Genomic DNA, 26,208 nt, shown 5'->3' on the forward strand with positions numbered 1-26,208 from the left:
TGGGAACGTTATGAAGTTATTAGAACAAATTGAAAAGTGGGCTATTGAAACGCCTGATCAAACTGCTTTTGTTTGGCGAGATGCGAAAATTACGTACAAACAATTAAAGGAAGATTCTGATGCGTTAGCACATTGGATTTCTTCTGAGTATCCAGATGATCGTTCACCAATTATGGTGTATGGCCATATGCAACCTGAAATGATTATTAACTTTTTAGGATGTGTAAAAGCTGGACATGCTTATATTCCTGTAGATTTATCTATCCCAGCTGATCGTGTACAACGTATCGCTGAAAATTCTGGTGCGAAACTACTTTTATCAGGAACTGAAGTAACTGTAACTGATTTACCAGTTCGCATTCTAAGTGAGGACAACTTAAAAGATATTTTCTTTACTCATAAAGGGAAAACTCCAAATCCTAAACATGCGGTAACAGGTGATGAAAACTTCTACATTATTTACACATCAGGAAGCACAGGTAATCCGAAAGGGGTTCAGATTACTTATAACTGCCTTGTAAGTTTTACAAAATGGGCTGTAGAAGATTTCAACTTACAAACGGGGCAAGTATTCTTAAACCAAGCACCTTTCTCATTTGATTTATCTGTCATGGATATTTACCCATCATTAGTAACAGGTGGTACACTTTGGGCAATTGATAAAGATATGATTGCACGTCCAAAAGACTTGTTTGCTTCTTTAGAGCAATCGGATATACAAGTATGGACTTCCACACCATCTTTCGCAGAGATGTGTTTAATGGAAGCATCTTTCTCTGAGAGTATGCTACCAAACATGAAAACATTCTTATTCTGCGGTGAAGTGTTACCAAATGAAGTAGCTAGAAAATTAATTGAGCGTTTCCCAAAAGCAACAATTATGAATACGTACGGTCCAACTGAAGCTACTGTCGCTGTAACAGGTATTCATGTTACAGAAGAAGTGCTTAATCAATACAAATCACTTCCAGTTGGCTACTGTAAATCAGACTGCCGCCTTCTTATTATGAAAGAAGATGGTACGATTGCGCCTGATGGTGAAAAAGGTGAAATCGTAATTGTTGGTCCAAGCGTAAGCGTTGGATATTTAGGAAGCCCTGAATTAACAGAAAAAGCATTTACTATGATTGACGGTGAGCGCGCCTATAAAACAGGCGATGCTGGCTATGTTGAAAATGGTCTTCTATTCTATAATGGTCGTCTTGATTTCCAAATTAAGCTGCATGGTTATCGAATGGAATTAGAAGAAATTGAGCATCACCTTCGTGCGTGTTCTTACGTAGAAGGAGCAGTTATCGTTCCAATTAAAAAAGGTGAGAAATACGATTATTTATTAGCGGTTGTTGTTCCTGGAGAACATTCATTTGAAAAAGAATTCAAATTAACATCTGCAATCAAAAAAGAACTCAATGAGCGATTACCAAACTACATGATTCCACGTAAATTCATGTATCAATCTTCTATTCCAATGACACCAAATGGAAAGGTAGATCGCAAAAAATTATTGAGTGAGGTTACAGCATGACCGCATATGGATCATTTTATTTTTTCGCTATAGTGGGCATTTTGTTAATACCTACTATCATAGCTGGATTAAAAGGTAAAATGTTGCGTAAATATAATGCCGTTTTAACATTAGTCATGATTGCTATTATCTTCTCGGATAAACCGAAGCAAGCGATTATGTTAGCTGCATTTATTATTTGGCAATATGCCCTTATTAAAGGCTATTTACTTTTAAGAAAACAAAACAATAGTACATTCATGTTTTGTATAGCTGTTATTTTATCGATTTTGCCACTTATTTTGGCAAAAATCGCACCATTTGTACCTGAATTGCATTTTATTGTTTTCGCAGGTATGTCTTACGTAACATTTAGAGCTGTACAAATGGTCTTTGAAGTTCGTGATAATTTAATTAAAGAACTTTCCTTCTTTAATTTCTGGGAGTTTGTTTTATTCTTCCCTGCGATTTCAAGTGGACCTATTGATCGTTACCGTAGATTCCAAAAAGATATTCAAAAGCCGCCTAGCGCTGAAGAATATCAAAAGTTACTATATACAGGACTTAACCGTATTTTCCAAGGTTTTCTGTACAAATTTATAATCGCGCACTTAATAACAACATATCTTGTAAAGGCCGTATTCGCCAATCAAGATACACTTTTATCTAACGTGATTTTTATGTACGCTACTAGCATGCAATTATTCTTTGACTTTGCAGGTTATAGTGCGTTCGTAATTGGTATCAGTTATATGATGGGAATTAAAACTCCTGAAAACTTTAATAAACCGTTCCTTAGTCGTAATATAAAAGACTTCTGGAACCGTTGGCACATGAGTTTATCATTCTGGTTCCGTGATTTTATCTACATGCGTTTCGTCTTTTTTGCAACGAAGAAAAAGTTAATTAAGAACCGTTACACTATTTCGTATATCGGTGCATTTTTAAACTTCTTCATTATGGGAATTTGGCACATCCAAGGAAGCGCTGTTGCGCAGTATGTTATTTATGGTCTATATCATGCCGCACTGTTTATTCTATTCGATATTTTCGAACGAAAAAACAAAAAGCATAAGTTTTGGCCAAACAACAAATTTACACACGTCCTTGCGATCGTAATTACGTTCCACGTTGTATGTTTCGGTTTCCTAATTTTCTCTGGACACCTTAACAGATACTTTTAATGCACCCTTCTTATACCATTAAGAAGTTGCACATATAATATATTTCGGATATAAAGGAGATTTTAAAAATGGCAGAATTTAAAGAGCAAGTATTAGATATTTTAGAAGAAGTATGTGAAAACGATATTGTAAAAGAAAACTTAGATGTTCAATTATTTGAAGAAGGTATTCTTGATTCTTTCGCTGTAGTATCTTTATTAGTTGAATTCCAAGAGCGTTTAGATATTGAAGTTTCTATTTCTGATTTTGATCGTGACGAGTGGGCTACTCCAAACATGGTTATTAAGAAGTTGGAAGAAATCCGATGAACAAAGCAAAATTTGGTCCGATGCTTTTAGCATTGGCCCTTTTTGCTGTATTCCTACTTATTCCGACGCGCTTTCTACTCCCGCTTTTAAGTGACGAAAAAGTAGAACAAGCTGCAACTTCTTTAAAAGAAGAAAAGATTCAAAGTATGATTTTACAGCAAAAGATGTTAGCAGATTCGAAATACCTTCCGATGTATGGTTCATCGGAATTCGCACGTATGGATGCTTACCATCCATCAAATTATTTCAAAGTAAAGCCTGAAGGATTCACACCATTCCTACTTGGACGTGGCGGAACACAAGACCTTGTACATGTATTAAACTTTGCATCTACGATGGATCAATTGAAGGATAAGAAAATGGTATTCGTTCTTTCTCCGCAATGGTTTGTGCCACAAGGTATTGATGAAACACACTTTGCACCTAACTTTTCAAAGCAACAAGGTTACCATTTCATTTTCAACGATGATGTAAAACCTGAAATGAAAAAGCAAATTGCAAAGCGTTTATTAAACTTTGAGATCGTTAAGAAAGAAACTTTATTAAAAATTTCGCTTGAAGGTATCGTTTACGATGATACAAAGCATAAAGTAAAAGCATTTGCTGCTAAACCTTTCGCTTATATTTATCGTAACATTTTAGATCGTAAAGATTTATTTACAGCTATGTTTAATATTAAACCGCATAAAGAAAAACTTGACCCTTCATTAAAACAAATGAACTGGGAAGAGGCTCGTAAACATGCAGATCAAACAGGTGCAGCAGAATCTGGATCTAACAATTACGGTATTGAAGATGGTTACTTCAACAGCAAAATCAAGAAGAAATTAAAGCAACGTGAAGGCTACTTAAAAAATGATGCCTATGATCAATCGCCAGAATATGAAGATTTACAAATTGCACTTGATTTATTAAAACAATCTGGTGCAAAACCACTCTTCATTTCTGTTCCTGTAAAAGGGCCTTGGTACGATTACGCTGGCTTCCCGAAAGAACGCCGAGAATTGTACTATAAGAAAGTTCATGAGCAAATTGAGAAAGCTGGCTATCCAATTGCCGACTTCTCAAATCATGAGTATGATAAATACTTCTTAAAAGATCATATGCACTTAGGTTGGAAAGGCTGGGTTTATATTGATGAAGCCATCCAACAATTTTATAAAGCAAACTAAAGAAAAGACCGCTTGAATTATTCAAGTGGTCTTTTTCTATATACATTTTGCAATTGTTCAATTACATTATCTGCTTCTTTCATCACTCTCTCCACTACATGCTGAGCTGATTCTATTCGTGCTAATGATGACGCTTGTCCTGCCCAAAGTGACATATATTCTCCATTATTTTGCTTTGCTGCTTGTTGGCGTATTTTAGAGGTTAATACATTTTGCACCGGATACATCGGAAGGTCTTCTTCTTTCCCTTCATGCTTCTCTATAAATTCATTACGAATACCTCGTGCATATTTCCCGGAAAACGCACGAATCACAGTTGTACTCGTATCTGTACTACGTAAAACCGCTTTTTTATACACGTCATGCGTAATACTCTCTTCACTCGTTAAAAAGGCTGATCCCATTTGAACAGCTTCTGCTCCAAGTGTAAATGCCGCAACAAGCCCTTGCCCGTTCATTACACCACCTGCTGCAACAATCGGGATATGCGGAACTGCTGCTACTAGCTGCGGAATTAATGCAAACGTACCAATCATAGCGTCCTGTTCTTTCCCGATAAACGTTCCTCTATGCCCTCCTGCCTCGCTACCTTGACCGACAATAATGTCTACTCCTAATTCAGCAAGCACTTTCGCCTCTGCCACATGAGTAGCTGTGCCGATGACTTTTATTCCACTTCTTTTCAAATCATTTATCTCTTCTTTTTCTAACGTTTGAAACGCAAAGCTAACGACTGGTACTTTTTCTTCTACTAACACTTGTAATTGTTCTTTATAACTTTTTGGAAGCTTTACCTGCTCTTCTTCCTCTATACCGAATTCTCTATTCACTCCGCTAAGTAATCTCTTTGCCAAGTTTATCTTCTCTTCTTCTATCTGTATCTCTTTTGTTAAAAGTAAATTAACACCGAAGGGCTTATCTGTTAGCTCCCTTATTGTATAAATTGCTTCACGAATTTGTTCTGGGCTCATATAGCCTGCTCCAAGCGTTCCTAATCCTCCGCTATTACTCACAGCTGCAACGAGTTCTGGCGTCGTAATCGCACCCGCCATACCGGCTTGAATGATGGGATACTTAATTTGTAATGTATCTATGACTCGACTTGTAAACATTGTTTCTCCTCCTATTCTCTTTATATCTTCTTTATTTGACAAACTTTTCCCTTCTTTTACAAGGATTGAACTTCCTATGAAGCGAATATATTGAAAGTGAAGGAGGCTGAAAACAATGATATATCCAAATGCATTACAACAAGGTGATACAGTAATGATTATTGCACCGTCCGGGCCACCAACAATTGAAAATGTATTAAAAGGTGTAAAGGTATTACAAGAAATGGGTTTATCTGTAGTAATCGGGAAGAGTGTTTATGAGAAATATGGATATTTAGCTGGAAGGGATCAAGTCCGGCTTGATGATATACATGAAGCATTTTCAAATCATGAGGTAAAGGCCGTTTTCTGTGCACGGGGTGGTTACGGTAGCGCTCGTCTCCTCCCTCACATTCAATATGAAATCATTCGGCAAAATCCAAAAATCTTTTGGGGATATAGCGATATTACAGCTTTACATACTGCCTTTTCACGTTATGCAAAGCTTATTACTTTTCATGGCCCAATGGTTGAAGAATTAGGGAAAGGGGTAGATTCTCTTTCTTTATCTTCTTTCAACCAACTATTTCATCCGTATTCAACCATCTTATCTGCTTCAGAATGTATCGTACCTAGCTCTTCCCGTACAGTTACAGGTCAGTTAGTTGGAGGCAATTTAGCGGTGTTAACGAGTATCATTGGCTCCTCCTACGAGATAAATACAGCCAATAAACTTTTATTGCTTGAAGACATTGGGGAAGAACCGTATCGCGTTGATCGTATGTTAAATCAGCTACTTTTATCTGGAAAGTTTCATGAATGTAGTGGTGTTATTTTTACAAGTTGTCATGACTGCACTCCTTCTAAACCATCTCAATCATTGCAAACAATACTATATGAATATTTCACTTCATATGCTATACCTGTCCTATTCGGTTTACCGATTGGACATATAAGCCCAAACATCGGAATCCCTCTTGGAGCTACAGCGACAATAAATACAAATAATAAAACACTCTCTATTTCTTCTGGCATAGCCACTCCGTGTTCAAATTAAAAAGGAAAAGCAATTCAGCTTTTCCTTTTATCCCGCTTTAATGGGCAGTAAGACCCCCACATCAAAATTCAGCGAAAGTAAAGAAGTTAGGTGGGGGTCGGGCTGCCCATTAAAGCCCGATTGGTTCAACTAATAATCAGTGGGGGATGAAGAAAACCCCCACTGATTAAAGCTTCACTTTATTTATAATAGTTAAAAATTCGTCCAGATGCGATATCTGCAATTTCTTCTGGAATAAATGTTTTACTTATATCAGTACCGACATTTAATACTGCTGTAGCATCTTTCTCAATGCTACCAAATAATTCTTTCCCACGTATCGTAATAAGGGGTGTTCCTTCTGGCAATACATCTTTCACAAATTCCATTTGTGTAAAGAACGGAACGATCCATCTACCCTCTCCTTGGAAATGACGCAAACGAAGTATCCCTTCTGTTGCACCTTCCTCTGCTTCTAATGAGCCAGCAACATAAAACTCAGTAGATAAGAGCAATTCATAAAATTCCTTTTGCTTTTGTTTGTCATCCCCTGCTACAACAAGTACTTCTTCTATTCTCTTTACCGGAATTTGCTCCATACGATGCCACCCCTATTTTTAAAATGATTGTACTTAGATTATACGAAATATTCTTATTTTTTTCTACATAATTCGCAATTATTTTCTTAAAATAATTTCAATACTTCTTTTGTCGTCATAATTGTAGCAAACTCTTCATGTAAATTTACAAGTGTCATATTATGAATATCTTCTGCACTATACTCTTTACCATCTAGACCATTACGGTTAAAAGTAGCCGTCGCATCACTCACTAAATATGTTTTAAATCCTAAATTCCCTGCCATTCGTGTCGTAGTCTCCACACAATGATTTGTCGTTAATCCTACAATCACTACTGCATTACATTTGTTCTCTCTTAATTGCTCTTCTAAATTTGTCCCAATGAATGCGCTATTAACAGATTTTTGAATAACCACTTCACCTGGTAGTGGTTGCAACTCTTCTTTAAAGTTGACTGTTTCCGCTCCCTCATAAAACATCGACTGATCATTTTCTTTATTTACATGTTGAATATGAAAAACTGGTCGTTTCCTTTTTCTCCATTCTGCTAACAAAATTCTCATATTTTCTTCAGCAAAAAGATTATTTCTCTCACCCCAGTATGGTAATTGAAACGCCTTTTGTACATCAATTATAATAAGTGCTATTTGATTATTCATCATTTTCTCCTTCTTTCGGCTGTAATTGAAATAGAAAACCAAATTGTTGTGACGCAGTAATAAAACAAATATACGCACAAAGCTCTACAATTTCTTTTTCCGTCCAGTATTGTTTCAATACATGAAACATATTATCATCTATCGCCTTTTTGTCATGAATAAATGTATGCGCAAAAGTAACTGCTACACCAATTTCTTCTACCTTTTGCATATCATCAGGCCTTCCCTTCGCCATACAGTACGGGCATTCATTCCCATACGCTAATGTTCTTCTCACTTGCTCCTTTAACTCTGCTGAAAGAGTTCCTTTATTGTATAATGTATTTTCTAATGTACTCCACGAATGTAATATTTCCGGATTATGACCTAATAACCTTTGAAACTTTGTATCTCCTACATTTGATAATGAAATTCTCTCCATTATTTTTCCTCCTATTCCCTTCAGTTTTATTGTAAAATAAATAAAGTTCTCTTTACATTTCATATGAATCTTAATTTATATTTTTCCTTTACAAAAATTATCATTTTACTGGAGGTATATTTACACATGCAACTAGATCGTGTTGATCGAAAAATTTTAAATGAATTATATAATGATAGTCGCCTTTCCATGCGTGAATTGGCGAAACGAGTAAACTTATCTGCTCCGTCTACTGCAGAACGTGTTCGTAAGCTCGAAAGTGAAGGCGTTATCCAAAAATACACAATCGATATCGATTATAAAAAAGCAGGACTTGTTTTAGACTGTATTTTAGAAATCACTTTAAAAAACGGTGATACAACGCGTATGCAACATTTTATTCAGTCTTATCCGTCCGCAAGTTTTTGTTACCGCGTAACAGGAAGCTTATGCTACATTGTAAAAATTTCTGTTCCTTCACTCGTTGAACTTGAAGAATTTATTAATGATGTTTCTTCATATGCAACGACTGTTTCTCATATCGTATTATCAGAAATATCTCTTACTCCTGATATTGAACATATCTTTCCAGAAGATTAATTAATTTTTATTCATAAAATATATAAAAACCCCTTACAATAAGAATAAAAATAATATATTATGTATTAAAATACATAAAGTTCGAGAAAGGGGCTTTACATTGAAAATCTGGTTTTATGAAAAAACGGCACAATTAGATGACTTGCTTGGCATTTGGGACAATGTTCCGACTATCCCTCGAATTGGTGAAAAAGTTGAGATTTTAAAAGCAGTCCGCACTGTTACAGATATTAAATATGTAAAGAACGGCAATAATTTTCGTGTGGAAATTATTACAAAGTAAAAAGTAGCTCACAAGGAGCTACTTTTTACTTATCTATCATGCGCTTTCTTTATAATGATTTTATCGTCTTCTACAGATACTGTTACATAATCATTTTCTTCTAACCCGAGCTTATTTACAGCCTCATCTGGTAGCTCTACAGCCATCAATCTATCTGTTACAATCACTTGACTATACACTTCATTTTCTTGTGATGCACTCACTACTTTTTCCTCATTTATGAAGCGCACTGGTGGCACACCCACTTCTTTTACCGTACGCCATTGTTTCCAAACGTAAGGAATTAACCAAAGTAATCCAACAACTGTAAGACCGATACCGATCCATAAATTACTTTGCGCTTGTAATTCAGGAATTGAAATTGCACTACTCTCTTCTCCGCCAACAAATTGCATACTTGTTGCAATTAAATTATTTAGAGCGTGTACAGCGATATTCGTCCATATATTTTGTGTCTTTATGTATAAAAGACACATAACAACACCAAACATGAACGCACCAATAACATCAAAATGTCCTAAGCCAAAAATAATGGAAGATATAATGACAGCTTTTTTAATCCCCCATTTATAAGCCATTCGCTGTAAAAAGAAGCCCCTAAAAATAACCTCTTCCATAATTGGTGCTAATACACATGCTGAAACGAAAATAAATATCGTCATATATATGTTACTCGTATTAATAACATTTCCGTCTTCTAACATAGTAACTAAGAAATTCGGTAACGTATGTGCTAATATGTAAAATTGAATATGAGATATACCGACTGAAAAAATCATTCCCATTATCGTTGCTAATACAATTAATCCCCACGGTAAACGTCCTGGCTTATCAAAAAAACTATTAAATACAACATTATTTTTATTGGTTTTTACGTATAACCAAAATAATGGAAATACAAAAAACACAGTTATTTGTGAAATAACCTCCATCGTATTCTCAGAAACATTTGATAGACCTAATGGGATCATCGTAAGGAACAACCCTATAATCATCCATCCAAAAAAGCTACGTAGCCTTATACGTGAAAATGCATAATGCATATAGAACACCTCCAAAGATAGTAAAAGTAAATGGTCGGATAACTACATTATAATATGAATATAGTTGAAACTCTTCCTATTTTTCTCAATTACATTCAAACAACATATCTCTTAAAATACTATATTACTGCTCTTCAAGTTGCACTACCTGAGCAAGTTATGTAATAAAAATCCCCGTTTTTACAAGCGGGGATTTCTTTTATTATAATACGTCACGTTTTTGGAATAATGCACTTGATGCTACAAGCAATACAACAAAGTATGCAGCTACAAGTAATAATGAAGTTGTAAACGTAAATTCTGTGAATGGTGGTTCTGCTCCGCCACTAATTAATTTATTACTGTCGTAAGCTCTTAAATCCAAATGGAAGAATACTATAAACTTCGCTACACCTTTTGCAAACATCATTAGTGCCATATTAATTGCTCCTTGTAAAAAGAAGAAGAATATCGTGATAATTAATGGTAATACAGATTTTCTAAATACGTTTGCTAAGAAAAATGCAAGCGTCGCAAAGAAGAACGGTGAAAGTACTTGGTATAAAGTAGATTTCATTACGATTCCTACCGTTAATTCTGTTTTGCTACCATCCATTACAATTCCGCCAATAATCATTGCAATTAACGTGCTAGCAAATATGATAAATACTATAGTAAGTAACACTGTAATATATTTAGAGAATAAAACTGTCATTCTTTTTCTTGGACGGATTAATAACTGCTTAATTGTACCTTTTTGGAACTCATCAGTAATCATACGAGAAGCAATCGTAATTCCAAATATCGTCGCAAACAAAGTAATTAAACCAATCTCTGAACTTGCAAAATCTAAATATGATCCTTTAAATTCACTTCCGTCTCCCCATTTCAGCATCACTAAAACTCCCAAAATCTCCAATACTGCAATAACACCAATTAAAATATACATTCCTTTTTTCGCATGCAGCTTTAAAAATTCATTTTGAATTAATTTAAACATTACGCTTTCACTCCCCCTGTAATCGCTAAGAACTCATCCTCTAACGTTTTATTTTGAACAGTAACTCCGTATACAAGCACATCGTCATTCACAAGTTTCTTTACAAGTTGTGGAATTTCTTCTTTCGTTACAGATACTACAATGACATTTCCTTGTGCCTTCCCTTTAATGATTTCATTTGCTTTCTGTACTTGATCTACTTCAAACGCTACAACTACTGTCTCATCATGTTTTGCTTGTTCATGTAAGTTGTAGTCTTGTACAAACTCACCTTGCTTAATAATAACGACGCGATCACACATGAGTTCAATTTCACTTAATAAGTGACTTGATACGATTACAGCAATATTCTCTTCTTTCGCTAAACGTTGTAAATAATCACGAATTTGACGAATACCAGCTGGATCTAATCCATTTGTCGGTTCATCTAAAATTAAAATTTTCGGCTGATGAAGTAATGCCTGTGCAATTCCTAAACGTTGTTTCATACCAAGTGAATATGTTTTCACCTTTTCATGAATCGCATGCTCTAATTCAACCAGTTTGACAATTTCAGCAATGCGCTCTTTACTAATTGGTGTAATTGCCATGTTCGCAAAATGCTTTAAGTTTTGCATTCCTGTCATATAATCATATAGTTCAGGATTTTCTACAATCGCTCCAATTTGCTCTAGCGCCTTTTCACGCTCCGTGCGAATACTATGACCGCAAATTGTAATATCGCCCTCTGTCATTGAAATAAGACCTGTCATCATACGGATCGTGGTTGTCTTACCGCTACCGTTTGGTCCAAGGAACCCGTATACTTCCCCTTCACGAACTTCAAATGATAAACCACGAATAATTTCCGTTCCACCAATTTTTTTTCGAACATTCTCTAATTTTACTACTACGTTTCCCAATGCTGATTCCTCCTTTAGACTTCTAGTTTTTTATCGATTATGCGACCTGTTATATAAACAAGTAGAATAAATATTCCTATAGAAAAACTAAGGCTATATAAATTCATAAGTTTTTCCGGATAGAGAAACACATCCGCTTCTGATGGTTCATCTATATATACTAATTTTTTTATTAGAGGTGCAGCAGGTGCAAGACCGCCCAACATTCCATATATAGTACCTAATAATTTTGTTACTAGTAAAAATAAGAAAAATACCATTGGATATTTTAACTTCTTCTTTTTCAAAGAAAACACTTTAACGCTTGCTACTGAAAAAAGTAATACTAGCAATATGCTAGATAAATTAAATACATATAACATAGTACTAAAGAGGTGCTTTAGTGGATTGAATACACTTTGAGTAAATAATACTTCATAGAGCTCTGTACCTTTTATTATTTTCATAGAAATACCATATAAAAAAATAGAACCCATTAATTCAAAAATAAGTAAATAAATTACAACGTATAACAATATTGCTAAAACAATCTTTTTACCCGATATCGATGTTAACCGAAATAATGTGCTTTCAGTCATTTTTCCAAATGCAGACACCGCCTGAATAACTATCATTGCTAAAAAAGTTATATATACTAGAATAACGAAACTAACTATAATTGTTTGTCTTACTTCTCCTGATTCTTGCTTAATATAATTCCCCAAACTTACGAAAGCTACAGCGATAACGAATATAAATGATAGCAACGAAATAATAATTTGCTTTTTATTTATATTGTACATGTATATTAAGCTCGGCTTCATCTACTAAACACCTCCTTAAACACATCTGTGACCGCTTTCCCTCTTTGAAAACGTAATTCTTCTACATTTTCATACAATACAATTTCCCCATCTTTTAAAAAGATTACTTCATCAAAAATATTTTCAACTTCATTTATTAAATGAGTCGAGATTAGGATTGTACAATCTTCTCTATAAAATTGTAGAATAAGTTCCAGTACGTGTTCCCTAGAAATGAGATCAATCCCGCCCAACGGTTCATCTAGTACGTATAACTTCGCTTTCCTCGAAAATGTTAAAATGATTTGTAGCTTTTCAACCATCCCTTTTGATAAAGCTGTAATTTTTTCTTCTAACGGTATTTTAAACTCCGCAACCGTATCTACCGCTTTTTGAATGTCAAAGTCTTTATAAAAATCACGGTAGAAAAATATAGAATCTTTTACTGTCATCCAATCATCAAATACTGGCTTATCAGACATAAACGAAACGATTTCTTTCGTTTCTAATCCTACCTTTTTACCAGCGATTGTAATACTCCCTTCAGAAGGGTGCTGCAGACCAGCAATCATTTTCAATAACGTCGTTTTCCCGCTCCCGTTATCTCCAACAAGCCCAACAATTTTTCCTTCGGTAATCTCTATGTTTAATTCACGAATCACTGCTTTTAATCCGTATCTCTTCCATAAGTTTTCTATTTTTAATAGCTCTGTCATTCGCTCTCCTCCCTTTTCTCATGTAATGAAGAACGAAGGATTGTAAGAATTTCTTCTTCTGAAAAACCTAAATTGTCCATTCCATCTATAAAAGAATGAAGTAATTCTTTCGCCATCTCTTTTCGCAGCTCCATAATTTTCTCCCCTTCATTCGTTACATATCGTCCCATTCCCCTACGTGTTACAACAACCCCATCTCGTTCTAGCTCTTGAAATGTACGCTGGATCGTATTTGGATTTACTTGTAATTCACTCGCTAATTCACGTACAGAGGGAATTTTATCACCAGGCAACAAATGTCCTGTTACGATTTCTTTTTTTATGTATTCCATTACCTGAATGTAAATTGGTGTATTTGGAGAAAATTCTATTTTCATTTCTTCCCTCCTTTTGTATTGGTGTACTAGTTAAATAATACACCGATACAAAAGGATTGTAAATACCCATTTAATTACAAAAAAGTTCTATCCATTAGCCAGATAGAACTTTCCAAACAGAAATCGTTATACAAAAATAATAATGTTATGTAAACAAATCCATAAAGAAAAGCTGCCTTATCAATAAATAAGACAGCTTTTCTTTATGATCATATATTAAAAATTAAACACGAAGTCATCATCAGATAACTTTTCAACGTTCGTCGCTTTTACGTAACCATTTCCTTTTACAGAGAAGAAATCATGGTTTTTCGTATCTGTACGCAAACCATTTAAAACGATTGGGTTAATTTCTTCTTCTTCAAACTTTGGCTCAAGTCCTAAGTTCATAAGTCCTTTATTCGCATTGTAACGAACGAAACGATTTACATCCTCTACAAGGCCAATAGAAGTGTAAATTTCTTCTGTGTATGCCATTTCAATTTCATATAGTTCCATTAATAACTCTTGCGTTTCTTTTTGCACTTCTTGTTGATCTTCTGCAGAAAGTTCCGCGAAGATTTGTTGTGCTAAAATACCGACGAATACGCCGTGAATTGACTCATCCTTTACCTTCACATAGATTCGCTACTCCTATGCCGTTTATACAGCTTACAGTTTCCTGTAAGAAGAGACTATATCATCTACCTTCTCAGGTAGCCCTCCATTTCGATTTAAGGGATTCTCACCCACCGCTTGGCCCTACTCCTATTGCGGAATTTCACCGCCATTGGGATAGTCGTTGAACGTTCCTTTATCTACGTATCGCACCCACCACTGTTTATACAGCTTTCGGTGTCTGATACGGCTTCCTGTGCCGCTCGATAACCCATGTTTTCTTTCAATGGATGCATTTGATTCACCGGCTTGTAACATCTGAACAATGTCCAAAAACATTTCAAGAGTAACACGTCCCCTTGTTTTCAGTTGGTGCTCAGATTTTACCGGAATATAATTTCGCACTTTTTCCCAAAGATGTTTAAAACGTTTCTTATGTCGAATTAAAGACACATAATTAGGATGAAGATTATATATTTCAGCAATTTCTAGGTTTGTCTTGCCGTCCTTTAATAATTCTACAATCTCAAAAAATTGCGCATCTGTAATTTTGGATTGTGGATTTTTTTCACCTATAACACGTTGTCTTTTCTTTTCTTTTCTTTTCTAATTGTTCTTCAGTGAATTTAATTCCACCCAATCCTTCTCCACCTAAAGTTAAATTATAGCCATTATTATAAGAATCATACTGCCAAATATACTGTTGTTCAATCTCACTCAATTCTTCCAATGAACATTCTATCTCCTCTAGAACTCCATATTCTAAGGTGAATTCATATTTACAGTATGCTGCTTGTAAATACCTATTATAATGTGTGCCACTCTTTAACATCCACATATGTTCCTTAATTCGTTTTAAATTCGAAACTTGCACATCTTTACCAATATAATACTTCCCATTGATTTTCAAATAATAAATTCCGTACATGTTATCGCTAGATAAAGGCTTCGCTGCTGATTGCCCTATCAGCTATTCTCCTTTCCATCCATTGATAGTTAGAGAATAACCTGAATGTATGTATTCATCAATAATATAACAGATAAATTTACAATAGGGGTTCCCAGCAATTAAAAGGGTTTTTCAATTGGTATCTCTACCAAAAGCCGCTATTAGTTAACGGATAATAAGGTTAATAATCTCACCACTTGCTGTTAGTTTTCCTTGACCAGCTAAGTAAAGTGGATAGAAGAATCCACTATAGAATAGGTAACTTTCTAAGAACACACTTGCTACCATTGCCATGTATAACTCTTTTTTCGTTACTTCAGGCTTTAATAAACGACGATAGTAACTTGTAATAATACCAGCCTTTTTCTCAAGTAACGGATGGTTGTCTACCCATTCGAAAATATCATCGATTTCTTCTTCAGTAGCTAACGTTGTGAAAATATGACTGTAACTCTTCGCATGTACTTCTTCCATAGCACCCATGAAAGCTAATACACTTTTTGCTTGTAAATTTTCAAGATGAACAAGTACAAGAGGCATTCCTTCGCCACCTTGTTTCGTATCTAAAAGTGTTAAACCACCTAATACACGCTTATAAGCAATTTGCTCTTCTTTCGATAATTGCACCCAAGTATTTTTGTCAGACGAAACCGCAATTTCTTCTTCTGTCCAAAACTGAGCGATGTTTTGCTTCCAAAACATTAAACTGAAATCGTCTTCTTTTTTATTCCAGTTAACAGCGCGCATTGAATCACCCCTATATCTATTATTGTTCTACTGAACGGTTAAATTTCCATCTAATAATGAAAAGCTAACCGTTTAGTAGAACAAACCAAGTATGAGCAGGGTTCATAACCCTGCTCATACTTTTGGGTTATTCATTTAGTATGGCAATATGCCATTAAACGGTACAAGCCACACACTCTTCCACGCTTAATTTACGTGTTCTCGTATAATACAGACTCTTTAAGCCTTTTTTATGTGCATAGATGTAGTAACGTGCTAATTCACGTGTTGAAATATCACTATTAACGTAAAGAATTGTACTAATACCTTGGTCAATATGTTCTTGAATTTCTGCGATTAAATCAATTAATTTAAACTGATTCATATCGTAAGAAGATTTATAGTACCAGAACGTATCTTTTGATAAATACGGCATTGGATAATATGTTGTCGCATTCGCATACGTTCTTGATTCGATTTGACTTACGATCGGCATTACGCTTGAAGTTGCATTTTGAACGTAACTGATCGATTGCGTAGGAGCGATGGCAAGACGATATGAGTTATATAAACCATTCTTCTGCACTTGCTCTTTTAAACTTGTCCAATCTTCTTTTGTTGGAATATGAACTCCTTCAAATAATTGCTGAACTTTTTCAGTTACTGGGCTGTAATCTGTCGTTTCATACTTTTCAAAGTATGTCCCATTCGCATAATCAGATTTATCGAAGTCTTTAAATGTTTCGCCTTTTTCTTTAGCGATTTCCATACTTTTCTCAATGGAGTAGTAATTTAACATCATAAAGAATGTACGAGCGAACTCTTTCGCTTCTGCACTTTCATAAGCGATTTTATTTTTTGCTAAATATCCGTGTAAGTTCATTGCGCCAAGCCCAACTGAATGAAGCTCATCATTTGCTTTTTTCACAGTTGGTGCATTCGGAATAATCGTCATATCAGAAACAGCTGTTAAAGCTTCCATTCCCGCATGAACTGCTTCACGAATTTCTTTATTTTCCATTACATTTACGATATTTAACGATCCTAAGTTACAGTTAATATCACGACGGATAATGTCATCTGTACCATAATCATTTATTTCAGAAGTTTCTTGAAGCTGGAAGATTTCTGTCTCGAATGTTCAACCGAGTTCGCTATTCCTCAGTCCGTTGCTCATGCAACTGCTGTATGTCACCATACAGGACAGACTATATCATCACCTACAGCATTACCTGATTAGGTGCTCCGCTTTTCGAACGCCAATCGCTTGCGCTCTACTCCCATAAGGGATAGTCGTTAGGCTTTTACTTATCTTAATCTTTCAGAAAGTCTCTTATTACTTTATGTTGTCCCATAACTCTGCTATACAAAATAATAAGATACATTCTGAACTTTTATATTTTCATTCTAAGATAAGATTTAGCACGGTAGGTTACCTCAAATTTGAGGCTTTCCCCGTTTAACGGAGTTTTCGACTAGCATTTCTACTAGAAGGTGCTACATATTTAACACAAGTTCGACATCTTCACAGTTCCAATATCCTTCAATGGATGTTGGTTATTTGCATTTGATTTAAACATTAAGTACGGATAACCAGACTCAAGCTGGATCATAGCAATTTTAATAAGCATATCACGCGCACTAATATCTAGCGGCTTCTTCTTCACTTTCGGATTGCTCATTAATTCATCGTACATTTCATCGATATCAATATCATCTAAATGCTTTCCGTATTCTTTATACACCGTATAAGGCGCGAAAACATGGAAAGGTTCGTTTTTCTCAGCAAGCTCAAAGAACTTACTTGGAACGATAATTCCGATTGATAGAGACTGAATACGGCTCTTCTCATCGGCATTTATTTTTTTCGTATCAAGGAATTCAATAATATCCCAATGGAAAATGTTTAAGTATACTGCGCCAGCACCTTTTCGTTGGCCAAGCTGATTCGCATATGAAAACGAATCTTCAAGTAACTTCATAACAGGTACTACACCACTTGCAGCGTTGTCGATACCTTTAATTTGCTCACCGCGTGCACGTAGCTTAGATAAGTTTAAAGCTACTCCTCCGCCGATTTTTGATAATTGCATTGCAGTATTAATGTTAAAGCCGATTGAATTTAAGCTATCATCCATCTCTAACAAGAAACAAGACACCATTTCTCCTCTTCTGCTTCTTCCCGCATTTAAAAAGGTTGGTGTCGCTGGTTGGTAGTTTTGTTTGACAATCATGCTTGCGAATTGTTTTGCCTTCGCAACATCACCGCGTCCTAAGTATAATGACACAATTGCTACACGATCTTCATAGCTTTCTAAGTATTGTTTTTGATCATTTGTTTTTAACGCATAATCTTTGTAGAACTTAGATGCTGCCATATAAGATTGGAACTCGAAGTTTTCACCATAAGCGATGTTATATACCTCTTCTACTTCCTCCAAGTTATACTCGTCCAGAACGTTGTAATAGTAATCATGTTCTTTCATATACTCCATTCGCTCTGCCACGCTATTAAAATGAACGGTATTCTCTCTAGCTTCTTCCATAAAGACTTCTAATGCCTCTTTATCTTTATGAAGCTGATAAAAACCGTCCTGCATTTGCGTGATTTCATTATTCAGTTCAATGTGTCGCAATCTCCCGCACCCTTTCCTTAAAATATTCTACATCGTTATTTGTTCCTGATAACTCAAATTTTGATACAATAGGCACTTCATATTTAGCAGAAATTTTGTCAGCACTTGCACCGAACATGTCTCCCCAGTTACGATTGCCGCTTGCAGATACGCCTTTTAATTTTTCATTATTGCGCTCTAAAAATTCTAAAACACGTTCTGGTACATTGCCAAAACCTGTTGTATACGTAATTAAAATAAAGTCTTCATCTATTACTAGATCTTCACCAATTTGAACGGCCGGCATATTTAATTTGTGGATGAAACGCTTCACGTTTCCTGTCATAGAATCATATGCAACTAACATTTCCGACCCTCCCTTTTCAATCTATACTCTCTGTATGTTGTTTCTTGATTTCTCTATATATTGTATTACGTTTCAAAATAAGACACAAGATATATGTATAAATTCTTTCTTTTTTTAACTTTTACTTTTCGACAAGACCGTCGATTTTTTTCAATACAATGACTATGAAACAACATTCTAAAACTCATGTCAATAAAGTGCTTTTCAAAAAAGTTGTCAACGAATTTAACCTTATTTTTAAAAAAGTTAACAATATATTTTGTCATAAAACGGCAAATGCTGGAGGAATATATTTCTCCAGCATCACGCAAAAAAGAACAGACATGAAACGATAATCTGTTCTAAAAAACGATTACATTTATCAACGTTACTTTATTAAATATTATACATATACTTTCGATTCGCGTTACATACTAAAAGATAACTATTATAGAAAAAGATTATTATTATGGAAATTCAACTTATTTATGAAAAGATTATGCAGAGTGCTCAATACGCAAAATATCTTTTACAAATATATGATGTGGATTTTCATCTTTATCAATCATTGTACATACAGGAGCTTCTTCATCAAAGTACACAATCATTCCTTCAACGTACTGACATGTATGTTGAACTTGTACAGTTACTTTAATTTCTACAGCCTCTTCATATGCTCTTTTTATTTTCTGAAGCATTTTTGTCGAACACTTTCTTTTCTCTGGATACATGACCATTCCCATAAATCGGTTGCCGGCTCTATCTTTCCACATATAATCCCAATGCGGTAATATGCCTTGTTTAAAATCGCCCATAAGTCTCCTCCCTATATTCTTCTAGTTACGAACGTGGCGTTTCTGAGTATGTATAAATGACTTGTCCGCCGCGCTGTGCGTTACCAATGAAATGTTTAAAGTCTTCTCGATTTACTAAAACTTCTCTGAACGTATAAAATACATCTTTCGTAACAACATACTCCTTTATTTCACCATTTTTCAGCTGATCCAAAATTGTATTTGCTAATTCTTTATCCATGTATTTCACCTCTATGCAATATTTTATTTTAACTTATATTCTATAGGTCAACAACTGTAAAATTATCCAGATGCTATACCTTCATTTCATTTTCATTATTTTTCAAAAGATATCTCTTAATTATATGTCCACTAAATATCATATACTAACATAGCTACTTCTCTATATCAAACATTTCGACATTCAATTATGCAAAGTTTCACACCGCTATGCTACAATATATGAATAGAACTAGGAGGGATACTATGATTCGGAAAGCAAAAAAGACAGATGCGAAACTGGTAGCACCTTTATTGTATAACGCTCTGCACGAAATTGCTGAAAAAATCACAGGTAGCACAGTTGAGACAGAAGTATTACTAGGACTTGAAACATGGTTCTCAAAAGAGAAAAATCGACTGAGCTATGAAAACTGTTTTGTATATGAACAAGACGGGGATGCAGTTGGAGTTATTGTCGCTTATCACGGTAGTGAAGCAACAATGCTTGATGCACCAATCGTACATCACTTAAGAGAATTACATAAAGATGAATCGATTACGTTAGAAAAAGAAGCCGAGCTTGATGAATATTACATTGATACTTTATCCGTTTCAAGTGTATATGGCGGAAAAGGAATTGGTTCTAAATTAATTGAAGCTGCTGAAATACATGCAACTGAAAAGGAGTATGAAAAAATCGCATTACTTGTTAATTTAGAAAACAAACGTGCCTATTCACTATACGAAAAACTAGGTTATAAAAAAGATCAAATCGTTATGCTTGTAGGCGAACCTTATGCACATCTCGTAAAACCATTAAACATCAAAATTTCTATATCTTAAAAAAAGCACACGATTTATATAAATCGTGTGCTTTTATGTTAAATTCGTATTTAATACATTTCCATTCATCGCCTCATGAAACGTATATGTTGTACATCCCCATGGCTCTCTGTGCAAAATAGGAGAACCAGACCATCCCATCGCTCTCAGTTCGGCACCAATCATTACATTCACATAATTATGACCTACAAGAGCAATACTTCCATGTACGAGAGCGTAACGATGTAATAAGTAAGCCGCTTGTCTCGCCCTCTCTCTTACTTCCTTATAAGACTCAACATCTTTATGGTAACCAAGTATCCATACTGTTCGTCCGATAAACATCCATACGTTAGGTTTACACTTCAACCATTTTGGAGCATAAAAGCTCGTCGGAACTGTAGCTTCTCTAAAGAGAGAATTTTGTATAAACGATAAAGAATCCATTAATTCAGCTGCTGACTGTACAGCACGCCGTTGATCACTTGATACAATCAATTTTGCTGCCTCAACCACTTCTCTTGTTTCCATTGGTATAGGTGCTTTTTCTGTTATAGTATGTAAGTCATATCCTTTCATCCATTCATGAAAGGATGTAACCGTCATTGGTTCTATAGTACGATTTAAGCGACCATGACGAATAAAAGAAATCTTCATTCTTTCCACTCTCCATTCATCACTTACGAACTCTATTATGTACTATTTTTACATATCATACCACGCAAAAAAAGAAAGTTATACACCTTTACATATCCCCGCCACTCTCATGTATGACCCCAGCATGTATACCATCCATCCCATCAAAATATGTAGTCGTTTCATGATGACGAATCTTTTTTAAATGTATATAAGAAAATACAAATAAAATTAATGCTATAACACTCCCCACAAATTCAAACATCATTTTACCGCCTCTAATTTCTCCCACTTTAATAGGTTATTGTATTTCTTTATTATAACTCTATATAAAGATTTTTTCATTTCTCCTATTTCTTCTCAAAAAACATGGCTTTTCTACATATTTTCTTACAAAAAGTGAATATTTTTCGAATTTTTACTTTGAAAACATTTACAAAACAGGAAACATAGTTCAAAATAAAGGAAAATAAAAAATCCCAAATTATTCTTTTTTGGAAAAACTGTAACAAGGAGAGTTGCTTATGCAGATCGCAGAAACTGGAGATATCATTGAATTTAAAGGTGGAATGCAAGGCCGTGTTCAAAAAGTAAATCAAAACTCTGTTATTGTAGATATAACAATTATGGAGAATTTTAGAGAACTAGATATGGAACCTCTTACAGTTGTTAGTCATAAAAACTATACTGTCATTAATCAAAATGCATAATATAATAGAAAGAAAGGATCTGTATAACATACAGATCCTTTCTTTCTATTATATATTAACGATTATCAATTGTTTCTGGATATAAATCATAGTTCATCATGCGGTAGTCAGCCATTTGTTCATACTTCGTTCCTGGGCGACCGTAGTTACAGTAAGGATCAATTGAAATCCCTCCACGTGGTGTGAATTTACCCCATACCTCGATGTAACGTGGATCCATTAATTTAATTAAGTCATTCATAATAACGTTCATACAATCTTCGTGGAAGTCACCATGATTGCGGAAACTAAATAAATATAGTTTTAAAGATTTACTCTCTACCATTCTTTGTTCTGGAATGTAGCTAATATAAATTGTCGCAAAATCTGGTTGGCCTGTTTTCGGACATAAGCTTGTAAATTCAGGACAATTGAATTTTACAAAATAATCACGGTTTGGATGATTATTATCAAAAACCTCTAAAATTTCTGGGCTATATTCAAATAAATATTTTGTATTTTGATTTCCTAATAATGTTACATCTTTTAAATCTTCATCTAATCTTCCTGCCATTTTAAACATCCCTTCTCATTATACTCCGCGTTTATTTCCCCATACTAACGCATGAAGCTGCGGCAATACTTTTGCATTATTCATTTCTTTGCAGTTAACCGCTTTTTCAATAAGCCACTCATACTTATCTAATAGCTTTTTAATCAACATCGCATCATCCACAGTTTTTGTATCATCATTTCCTACTTGTAAGAAAAATGGTACATCTGGATAACGTTCGTGCATCTTAACTGCATACTCAAAATCATAATCGTCAAATACTACTACCTTTAAGCTAATATCTTTTCCTGCTAGCTTCTGAATTACATCATCTAACTTCTGAAAATCAGTATTCATCGTCGAGCTTGGCGGCTTCGGAGAAATCGTTATTTCATCAATTTCAAGTAACCAATCTTGCCATTTGCTCCCTTGCGTTTCGATTGCCGTTCGCATTCCATTCTCTTTTAATATAGAAAGAAGAAACTCAATATTTTTCAACAATACCGGATTTCCACCTGAAATCGTAACATGAGAAAAATTTTCGCCGCCAATTTCTACAAGCTCATTCCAAACGTCTTCTGCTGTCATCTGTCTAATTTGATCTTTAGCAGATCCATCCCACGTAAAAGCAGAATCACACCAAGCGCAGCTATAATCACAGCCAGCTGTACGGATAAACATCGTCTTTTGTCCTACAACCATTCCTTCACCTTGAATAGTCGGACCAAATATTTCTAAGACAGGGATTTTACTCATCGAGCATCCACTCCCGTCTTACTTCTGCATAACTAGTCGGAGTCTCAAATAGACGAACAAATTCAACACGAGCTCCTTTATATTCATTCACACGATTATCTTTTGTTAACGCTTCTGCCATCTTTTCATAAATCCAAACGACCATATTTTCAGCAGTTGTATTCATCGCTGGTAACGTTTCGTTTAAATAACGATGATCTAAATAAATTTCTATTTCATTCTTCCAAATTTCTTTTATATCTCCAAAGTCAATTGCAAGACCGATTTCATTTACATATCCACTAATCCCAAATACAACTTTATATGTGTGACCATGTAAGTTTTTACATTTCCCTTCATAACAGTGTAAATGGTGTGCTGCATCAAATGTAAATTCCTTGCTGACCATTACTCGTTTATTATGATATTTGAGCTGTTTACGCTGAATATCCTTGTCCATTTTTTGCAAATTTTCTACGATACGAAATCCAAAGAAATTATCCATTAGTTACTCGCTCCTTCGCGTTCTTGTAGGTACGTATCTAATCCTGCTTTACGAAGTTGACATGCTGGACATTCACCGCAACCATCACCAATGATTCCGTTATAACATGTTAATGTTTTTTCTCGAACAAACTCGAATGCTCCAAGTTCATCTGATAATTTCCATGTTTCCGCTTTATCAATCCACATAAGTGGTGTATGAATCACAAACGGATAATCCATGGATAAATTTAAAGTAACGTTTAACGATTTCACAAACACGTCACGGCAATCTGGATAACCACTAAAATCAGTTTCACATACACCCGTTACAATATGACGTGCTCCAACTTGTTTTGCTAATACAGCAGCAAATGATAAGAATAGTAAATTTCGTCCATCTACAAACGTCGATGGTAATTCCCCTTCTTCATGTGTAATCTCCATATCCGTTCTCGTTAACGCATTTGGAGCAAGTTGATTTAATAGACTTATATCTAGTACTGTATGTTTAATTCCTAGCTCTTTTGCAATTTCCGCTGCACAATCAATTTCTAACTTATGACGTTGATTGTAATTAAACGTTACAGCCTCTACTTCTGCAAACTGCTCCATTGCCCAAAATAAACATGTCGTACTATCTTGACCTCCACTAAAAACAACAACTGCCTTTTCTTTTTTCATTTCACTCATTCTCCTTCTCTACTACGAATAAGAAGAAAGAACGTTCTTGAACTGTCACAATAAAAAAACAAAACAATACCTAAAGATATTGTTGTTTCCATAGTTTTTTATAGAGGGAGTTCGCGAACCTCTCCCGTGCATTGCACGGAATTCCTTCTTTCATTGACAAAGCTTATTGTAACATATTGTATACTACCAGAAAAATTTCTGATTTTTCCGCTATTTCTCATTTCATTTCTTTCATTTTATAGTATGATTAATTTACTATAAGAAGAGAGGAGGCATCCCACTGAAATCCTTTATTATTTATCTCTTTCTAAATATATTATTCATCCTTGTTACAATGCTCGTATACCATTTATTTTGGAATCAAAAAGGGAAACGCTCTCCTAAATTAAATTCAGCTATATTTATTGTATTATGCTACCTCGTTACTATACTATGTATCACTTTCGCAGCAAAAACAAATTATGGATTTCAATTTGATATGCGTCATATCGTATTAGTTGTCGGTACATTAACCGGAGGTCCTATTGCTGGTGGATCAATATTAGTTGTATTAAATATATATCGCTTCTTATTAGGAGGAATAGGTGTTTTCCCATCGCTTATCGGTTCTATCCTTCTATTTATTGTTCTACTATTTACATATAAATTTTTCAATCGAACTTCTAATCGTATAAAAATAATACTCGCTATTATATACAGTCTCACATACGGATTGAGTTAGATACCTTTCTTCCTTTCAAAGGTTACAAATAAGACTGATTATATACCACATATTATTGTGTATGAGTTATGTACGATACTTGGTACGATTCTTATTTTATATTTACTACACATATTACAAACTCAAGTTCGTCTCCAAAACGAACTTATGAATGCTGAAAAATTTCATTTAATTGGCGAAATGGCAGCGTCCATCTCTCATGAGATTCGCAATCCGTTAACTTCAACAAAAGGATTTTTACAACTTTTGCAGTCAGGTACATGCACTGAGCAAGAGCGAAAATTATATATTGACATAGCCATCAACGGAATCGAACAAGCAAATCACGTTCTTACAGATTATTTAACCTTTGCAAAACCAAGTATTGAAAAAGAACAAACATTACAGTTAGAAGAAGAACTACTGCATGCATTATCGTTAATTACACCGCTTGCTAATTTAACAAATGTGCGTACACATTATATAAAGCAAAGTACTTCTTTTTTTATCGCGGGAGAAAAACAAAAACTAAATCAATGTTTGTTAAATATTTTAAAAAACTGCATTGAGGCCATGCCAAAAGGCGGTGATCTTTATTTCACATTAGTTCCTGATCATAAGCATATTCAATTATATATAAAAGATACAGGAGTTGGTATGGATCAAGAACAAGTAAAACGTCTTGGATCCCCTTTCTATTCAACAAAAGAAAAAGGTACTGGTCTCGGAATGATGGTCGTATTCAGTGTTGTGCAAGCTATGAACGGAAAAATTGATATTATAAGTGAAAAAGGTACAGGTACAACTTTCTTATTAACTTTTCCACTCATACAAAAAACGTGATGAAATACTCATCACGTTTTTTCTGTTCCTTCAACTAATTCAGCAAAAGCTTTCACTTTTCCATGTGGTTTTTGATTTTCTTTACGTGCTTTCCAAGCGCGCTCTTCTTCTTTCTTTTTATTGGACATACTTTTCAACTCCTTCTTTTCTTTCTCTCTGTAGTATTCCAAAATAAGAAGAAAAACTAT

The 26,208-nt window shown here is 34.7% G+C and carries 30 protein-coding genes, 5 pseudogenes and 1 riboswitch; of the genes and pseudogenes, 10 read left to right on the forward strand and 25 right to left on the reverse strand.

Annotation, left to right across the window (positions count from 1 at the left end):
* Window positions 1-10 precede the first annotated feature (10 nt).
* From dltA to dltD, 4 genes are all read left to right on the forward strand, one after another.
* Window positions 11-1,525 (forward strand): D-alanine--poly(phosphoribitol) ligase subunit DltA, encoded by a 1,515-nt coding sequence (gene dltA, locus PDQ33_RS01180; protein ID WP_270754552.1) that lies wholly within the window; start codon window positions 11-13, stop codon window positions 1,523-1,525.
* The gene (gene dltB / locus PDQ33_RS01185) at window positions 1,522-2,688 is read left to right on the forward strand and encodes a D-alanyl-lipoteichoic acid biosynthesis protein DltB (RefSeq protein ID WP_000127926.1); all 1,167 of its coding nucleotides are present in this window, start codon (window positions 1,522-1,524) and stop codon (window positions 2,686-2,688) included. Before dltA ends, dltB begins: the two co-directional genes overlap by 4 nt.
* Before the next feature lie 68 nt (window positions 2,689-2,756).
* Window positions 2,757-2,996, forward strand: a complete 240-nt coding sequence (gene dltC / locus PDQ33_RS01190) for a D-alanine--poly(phosphoribitol) ligase subunit DltC (RefSeq protein WP_000807310.1) — start codon at window positions 2,757-2,759, stop codon at window positions 2,994-2,996.
* Window positions 2,993-4,168, forward strand: a complete 1,176-nt coding sequence (dltD, locus tag PDQ33_RS01195; protein WP_270393153.1) for a D-alanyl-lipoteichoic acid biosynthesis protein DltD — start codon at window positions 2,993-2,995, stop codon at window positions 4,166-4,168. The genes dltC and dltD overlap by 4 nt, the downstream gene beginning before the upstream one ends.
* 17 nt (window positions 4,169-4,185) lie before the next feature.
* On the opposite strand, the gene PDQ33_RS01200 is transcribed toward dltD, so the two are convergent.
* Window positions 4,186-5,280 (reverse strand): NAD(P)H-dependent flavin oxidoreductase, encoded by a 1,095-nt coding sequence (locus PDQ33_RS01200; protein WP_270754551.1) that lies wholly within the window; start codon window positions 5,278-5,280, stop codon window positions 4,186-4,188.
* Between the two features lie 115 nt (window positions 5,281-5,395).
* On the opposite strand from PDQ33_RS01200, the gene PDQ33_RS01205 reads away from it, so the two are divergent.
* Entirely contained in the window at window positions 5,396-6,316 is a 921-nt protein-coding gene (locus tag PDQ33_RS01205) for a S66 peptidase family protein (RefSeq protein WP_000640088.1), read from the forward strand.
* 179 nt (window positions 6,317-6,495) lie between these two features.
* Here the strand turns inward: PDQ33_RS01205 and PDQ33_RS01210 are convergent, their stop codons facing one another.
* The 3 genes from PDQ33_RS01210 to PDQ33_RS01220 all read right to left on the reverse strand — a co-directional run bounded on the left by PDQ33_RS01210 (window position 6,496) and on the right by PDQ33_RS01220 (window position 8,019).
* Complete coding sequence (locus PDQ33_RS01210; protein WP_000435208.1) at window positions 6,496-6,894, reverse strand: SseB family protein; 399 nt, start codon at window positions 6,892-6,894, stop codon at window positions 6,496-6,498.
* Between the two features lie 86 nt (window positions 6,895-6,980).
* Window positions 6,981-7,535, reverse strand: a complete 555-nt coding sequence (locus PDQ33_RS01215; protein ID WP_001064616.1) for a cysteine hydrolase family protein — start codon at window positions 7,533-7,535, stop codon at window positions 6,981-6,983.
* Entirely contained in the window at window positions 7,528-8,019 is a 492-nt protein-coding gene (locus PDQ33_RS01220) for a carboxymuconolactone decarboxylase family protein (protein WP_001997023.1), read from the reverse strand. The genes PDQ33_RS01215 and PDQ33_RS01220 overlap by 8 nt, the downstream gene beginning before the upstream one ends.
* 63 nt (window positions 8,020-8,082) lie before the next feature.
* On the opposite strand from PDQ33_RS01220, the gene PDQ33_RS01225 reads away from it, so the two are divergent.
* Together PDQ33_RS01225 and PDQ33_RS01230 are read left to right on the forward strand one after the other, a co-directional pair.
* Window positions 8,083-8,535 carry an Lrp/AsnC family transcriptional regulator gene (locus PDQ33_RS01225; protein ID WP_270754550.1) on the forward strand — a complete coding sequence of 151 codons (453 nt, stop codon included), beginning with the start codon at window positions 8,083-8,085 and terminating at the stop codon, window positions 8,533-8,535.
* A gap of 100 nt (window positions 8,536-8,635) precedes the next feature.
* Complete coding sequence (locus PDQ33_RS01230; protein ID WP_000707103.1) at window positions 8,636-8,818, forward strand: DUF3913 family protein; 183 nt, start codon at window positions 8,636-8,638, stop codon at window positions 8,816-8,818.
* A 29-nt stretch (window positions 8,819-8,847) separates the two neighbouring features.
* On the opposite strand, the gene PDQ33_RS01235 is transcribed toward PDQ33_RS01230, so the two are convergent.
* The 14 genes and pseudogenes from PDQ33_RS01235 to PDQ33_RS01300 form a co-directional block, all read right to left on the reverse strand.
* Window positions 8,848-9,861 carry a CPBP family intramembrane glutamic endopeptidase gene (locus tag PDQ33_RS01235; RefSeq protein WP_270754547.1) on the reverse strand — a complete coding sequence of 338 codons (1,014 nt, stop codon included), beginning with the start codon at window positions 9,859-9,861 and terminating at the stop codon, window positions 8,848-8,850.
* Window positions 9,862-10,063: 202 nt separating this feature from the next.
* Complete coding sequence (locus tag PDQ33_RS01240) at window positions 10,064-10,840, reverse strand: ABC transporter permease (protein WP_270393163.1); 777 nt, start codon at window positions 10,838-10,840, stop codon at window positions 10,064-10,066.
* Window positions 10,840-11,742 (reverse strand): ABC transporter ATP-binding protein, encoded by a 903-nt coding sequence (locus PDQ33_RS01245; protein ID WP_270754546.1) that lies wholly within the window; start codon window positions 11,740-11,742, stop codon window positions 10,840-10,842. The genes PDQ33_RS01240 and PDQ33_RS01245 overlap by 1 nt, the downstream gene beginning before the upstream one ends.
* A gap of 14 nt (window positions 11,743-11,756) precedes the next feature.
* Complete coding sequence (locus PDQ33_RS01250; protein WP_270393165.1) at window positions 11,757-12,545, reverse strand: ABC transporter permease; 789 nt, start codon at window positions 12,543-12,545, stop codon at window positions 11,757-11,759.
* Window positions 12,542-13,240, reverse strand: coding sequence for an ABC transporter ATP-binding protein (locus PDQ33_RS01255; protein WP_061131201.1), 699 nt, complete (start codon window positions 13,238-13,240; stop codon window positions 12,542-12,544). The genes PDQ33_RS01250 and PDQ33_RS01255 overlap by 4 nt, the downstream gene beginning before the upstream one ends.
* Complete coding sequence (locus PDQ33_RS01260; protein ID WP_000687513.1) at window positions 13,237-13,617, reverse strand: GntR family transcriptional regulator; 381 nt, start codon at window positions 13,615-13,617, stop codon at window positions 13,237-13,239. Before PDQ33_RS01260 ends, PDQ33_RS01255 begins: the two co-directional genes overlap by 4 nt.
* Window positions 13,618-13,833: 216 nt before the next feature.
* Window positions 13,834-14,229, reverse strand: a pseudogene (locus PDQ33_RS01265) (ribonucleotide-diphosphate reductase subunit beta); the annotation flags it as partial.
* A 135-nt stretch (window positions 14,230-14,364) separates the two neighbouring features.
* A pseudogene (locus tag PDQ33_RS29040) lies at window positions 14,365-15,142 on the reverse strand (GIY-YIG nuclease family protein).
* A 189-nt stretch (window positions 15,143-15,331) separates the two neighbouring features.
* Window positions 15,332-15,910: pseudogene (locus tag PDQ33_RS01275) on the reverse strand (ribonucleotide-diphosphate reductase subunit beta); the annotation flags it as partial.
* 154 nt (window positions 15,911-16,064) lie between these two features.
* On the reverse strand, window positions 16,065-17,015 hold the full coding sequence (locus PDQ33_RS01280; RefSeq protein WP_076867485.1) for a ribonucleotide reductase: 951 nt from the start codon (window positions 17,013-17,015) through the stop codon (window positions 16,065-16,067).
* A 382-nt stretch (window positions 17,016-17,397) separates the two neighbouring features.
* Window positions 17,398-18,525: pseudogene (locus tag PDQ33_RS01285) on the reverse strand (ribonucleotide reductase N-terminal alpha domain-containing protein); the annotation flags it as partial.
* Window positions 18,512-18,871 (reverse strand): class Ib ribonucleoside-diphosphate reductase assembly flavoprotein NrdI, encoded by a 360-nt coding sequence (gene nrdI, locus PDQ33_RS01290; RefSeq protein WP_000959450.1) that lies wholly within the window; start codon window positions 18,869-18,871, stop codon window positions 18,512-18,514. The gene nrdI and the pseudogene PDQ33_RS01285, both read right to left, overlap by 14 nt.
* Before the next feature lie 476 nt (window positions 18,872-19,347).
* On the reverse strand, window positions 19,348-19,665 hold the full coding sequence (locus PDQ33_RS01295; RefSeq protein ID WP_000502211.1) for a hypothetical protein: 318 nt from the start codon (window positions 19,663-19,665) through the stop codon (window positions 19,348-19,350).
* 25 nt (window positions 19,666-19,690) lie between these two features.
* Window positions 19,691-19,885 (reverse strand): hypothetical protein, encoded by a 195-nt coding sequence (locus PDQ33_RS01300; RefSeq protein WP_000356683.1) that lies wholly within the window; start codon window positions 19,883-19,885, stop codon window positions 19,691-19,693.
* A 245-nt stretch (window positions 19,886-20,130) separates the two neighbouring features.
* On the opposite strand from PDQ33_RS01300, the gene PDQ33_RS01305 reads away from it, so the two are divergent.
* Window positions 20,131-20,709 (forward strand): GNAT family N-acetyltransferase, encoded by a 579-nt coding sequence (locus PDQ33_RS01305; protein WP_000619530.1) that lies wholly within the window; start codon window positions 20,131-20,133, stop codon window positions 20,707-20,709.
* A gap of 33 nt (window positions 20,710-20,742) precedes the next feature.
* Here PDQ33_RS01305 and PDQ33_RS01310 read toward each other — a convergent pair whose 3' ends face one another.
* Together PDQ33_RS01310 and PDQ33_RS01315 are read right to left on the reverse strand one after the other, a co-directional pair.
* Window positions 20,743-21,345 (reverse strand): histidine phosphatase family protein, encoded by a 603-nt coding sequence (locus PDQ33_RS01310; protein WP_270754539.1) that lies wholly within the window; start codon window positions 21,343-21,345, stop codon window positions 20,743-20,745.
* 88 nt (window positions 21,346-21,433) lie between these two features.
* Window positions 21,434-21,616 carry a hypothetical protein gene (locus PDQ33_RS01315; protein WP_262724215.1) on the reverse strand — a complete coding sequence of 61 codons (183 nt, stop codon included), beginning with the start codon at window positions 21,614-21,616 and terminating at the stop codon, window positions 21,434-21,436.
* 232 nt (window positions 21,617-21,848) lie between these two features.
* Here PDQ33_RS01315 and PDQ33_RS01320 point away from each other — a divergent pair, with 232 nt between their 5' ends.
* Window positions 21,849-22,034 carry a YkvS family protein gene (locus PDQ33_RS01320; protein WP_001165081.1) on the forward strand — a complete coding sequence of 62 codons (186 nt, stop codon included), beginning with the start codon at window positions 21,849-21,851 and terminating at the stop codon, window positions 22,032-22,034.
* 55 nt (window positions 22,035-22,089) lie between these two features.
* On the opposite strand, the gene queF is transcribed toward PDQ33_RS01320, so the two are convergent.
* The 4 genes from queF to queC are packed head-to-tail and all read right to left on the reverse strand — an operon-like array spanning window position 22,090 to window position 24,468.
* Complete coding sequence (queF, locus tag PDQ33_RS01325) at window positions 22,090-22,587, reverse strand: preQ(1) synthase (protein WP_270754535.1); 498 nt, start codon at window positions 22,585-22,587, stop codon at window positions 22,090-22,092.
* Window positions 22,588-22,605: 18 nt separating this feature from the next.
* A complete protein-coding gene (gene queE, locus PDQ33_RS01330) occupies window positions 22,606-23,322 on the reverse strand; it encodes a 7-carboxy-7-deazaguanine synthase QueE (RefSeq protein WP_000036283.1) in 717 nt (238 codons plus the stop codon).
* Window positions 23,315-23,806, reverse strand: a complete 492-nt coding sequence (queD, locus tag PDQ33_RS01335) for a 6-carboxytetrahydropterin synthase QueD (protein ID WP_000368413.1) — start codon at window positions 23,804-23,806, stop codon at window positions 23,315-23,317. Before queD ends, queE begins: the two co-directional genes overlap by 8 nt.
* Window positions 23,806-24,468 (reverse strand): 7-cyano-7-deazaguanine synthase QueC, encoded by a 663-nt coding sequence (gene queC / locus PDQ33_RS01340; protein ID WP_270754534.1) that lies wholly within the window; start codon window positions 24,466-24,468, stop codon window positions 23,806-23,808. Before queC ends, queD begins: the two co-directional genes overlap by 1 nt.
* A 93-nt stretch (window positions 24,469-24,561) precedes the next feature.
* A riboswitch (PreQ1 riboswitch) is annotated at window positions 24,562-24,605 on the reverse strand.
* A gap of 206 nt (window positions 24,606-24,811) precedes the next feature.
* On the opposite strand from queC, the pseudogene kinB reads away from it, so the two are divergent.
* Window positions 24,812-26,020 (forward strand): annotated as a pseudogene (gene kinB, locus PDQ33_RS01345) (sporulation sensor histidine kinase KinB).
* A gap of 11 nt (window positions 26,021-26,031) precedes the next feature.
* On the opposite strand, the gene PDQ33_RS01350 reads toward kinB, so the two are convergent.
* Entirely contained in the window at window positions 26,032-26,148 is a 117-nt protein-coding gene (locus PDQ33_RS01350) for a DUF6254 family protein (RefSeq protein WP_000066280.1), read from the reverse strand.
* Window positions 26,149-26,208 lie beyond the last annotated feature (60 nt).

The sequence above is a fragment of the Bacillus cereus group sp. Bc031 genome (assembly GCF_027716265.1).
GTDB lineage: Bacteria > Bacillota > Bacilli > Bacillales > Bacillaceae_G > Bacillus_A > Bacillus_A paranthracis.

Coding starts and splice junctions, on each gene's coding strand:
- PDQ33_RS01250 (WP_270393165.1), bottom strand. CDS start 12,545: ATGAAGCCGAGCTTAATATACATGTACAATATAAATAAAAAGCAAATT.
- PDQ33_RS01215 (WP_001064616.1), bottom strand. CDS start 7,535: ATGAATAATCAAATAGCACTTATTATAATTGATGTACAAAAGGCGTTT.
- queF (WP_270754535.1), bottom strand. CDS start 22,587: ATGGCAGGAAGATTAGATGAAGATTTAAAAGATGTAACATTATTAGGA.
- PDQ33_RS01300 (WP_000356683.1), bottom strand. CDS start 19,885: ATGGATAAAGAATTAGCAAATACAATTTTGGATCAGCTGAAAAATGGT.
- queE (WP_000036283.1), bottom strand. CDS start 23,322: ATGAGTAAAATCCCTGTCTTAGAAATATTTGGTCCGACTATTCAAGGT.
- PDQ33_RS01320 (WP_001165081.1), top strand. CDS start 21,849: ATGCAGATCGCAGAAACTGGAGATATCATTGAATTTAAAGGTGGAATG.
- PDQ33_RS01260 (WP_000687513.1), bottom strand. CDS start 13,617: ATGAAAATAGAATTTTCTCCAAATACACCAATTTACATTCAGGTAATG.
- dltA (WP_270754552.1), top strand. CDS start 11: ATGAAGTTATTAGAACAAATTGAAAAGTGGGCTATTGAAACGCCTGAT.
- PDQ33_RS01225 (WP_270754550.1), top strand. CDS start 8,083: ATGCAACTAGATCGTGTTGATCGAAAAATTTTAAATGAATTATATAAT.
- PDQ33_RS01305 (WP_000619530.1), top strand. CDS start 20,131: ATGATTCGGAAAGCAAAAAAGACAGATGCGAAACTGGTAGCACCTTTA.
- PDQ33_RS01295 (WP_000502211.1), bottom strand. CDS start 19,665: ATGGGCGATTTTAAACAAGGCATATTACCGCATTGGGATTATATGTGG.
- PDQ33_RS01200 (WP_270754551.1), bottom strand. CDS start 5,280: ATGTTTACAAGTCGAGTCATAGATACATTACAAATTAAGTATCCCATC.
- PDQ33_RS01205 (WP_000640088.1), top strand. CDS start 5,396: ATGATATATCCAAATGCATTACAACAAGGTGATACAGTAATGATTATT.
- PDQ33_RS01310 (WP_270754539.1), bottom strand. CDS start 21,345: ATGAAGATTTCTTTTATTCGTCATGGTCGCTTAAATCGTACTATAGAA.
- PDQ33_RS01350 (WP_000066280.1), bottom strand. CDS start 26,148: ATGTCCAATAAAAAGAAAGAAGAAGAGCGCGCTTGGAAAGCACGTAAA.
- dltD (WP_270393153.1), top strand. CDS start 2,993: ATGAACAAAGCAAAATTTGGTCCGATGCTTTTAGCATTGGCCCTTTTT.
- nrdI (WP_000959450.1), bottom strand. CDS start 18,871: ATGTTAGTTGCATATGATTCTATGACAGGAAACGTGAAGCGTTTCATC.
- PDQ33_RS01235 (WP_270754547.1), bottom strand. CDS start 9,861: ATGCATTATGCATTTTCACGTATAAGGCTACGTAGCTTTTTTGGATGG.
- dltC (WP_000807310.1), top strand. CDS start 2,757: ATGGCAGAATTTAAAGAGCAAGTATTAGATATTTTAGAAGAAGTATGT.
- queD (WP_000368413.1), bottom strand. CDS start 23,806: ATGGATAATTTCTTTGGATTTCGTATCGTAGAAAATTTGCAAAAAATG.
- PDQ33_RS01240 (WP_270393163.1), bottom strand. CDS start 10,840: ATGTTTAAATTAATTCAAAATGAATTTTTAAAGCTGCATGCGAAAAAA.
- queC (WP_270754534.1), bottom strand. CDS start 24,468: ATGAAAAAAGAAAAGGCAGTTGTTGTTTTTAGTGGAGGTCAAGATAGT.
- PDQ33_RS01255 (WP_061131201.1), bottom strand. CDS start 13,240: ATGACAGAGCTATTAAAAATAGAAAACTTATGGAAGAGATACGGATTA.
- PDQ33_RS01210 (WP_000435208.1), bottom strand. CDS start 6,894: ATGGAGCAAATTCCGGTAAAGAGAATAGAAGAAGTACTTGTTGTAGCA.
- dltB (WP_000127926.1), top strand. CDS start 1,522: ATGACCGCATATGGATCATTTTATTTTTTCGCTATAGTGGGCATTTTG.
- PDQ33_RS01220 (WP_001997023.1), bottom strand. CDS start 8,019: ATGAAATGTAAAGAGAACTTTATTTATTTTACAATAAAACTGAAGGGA.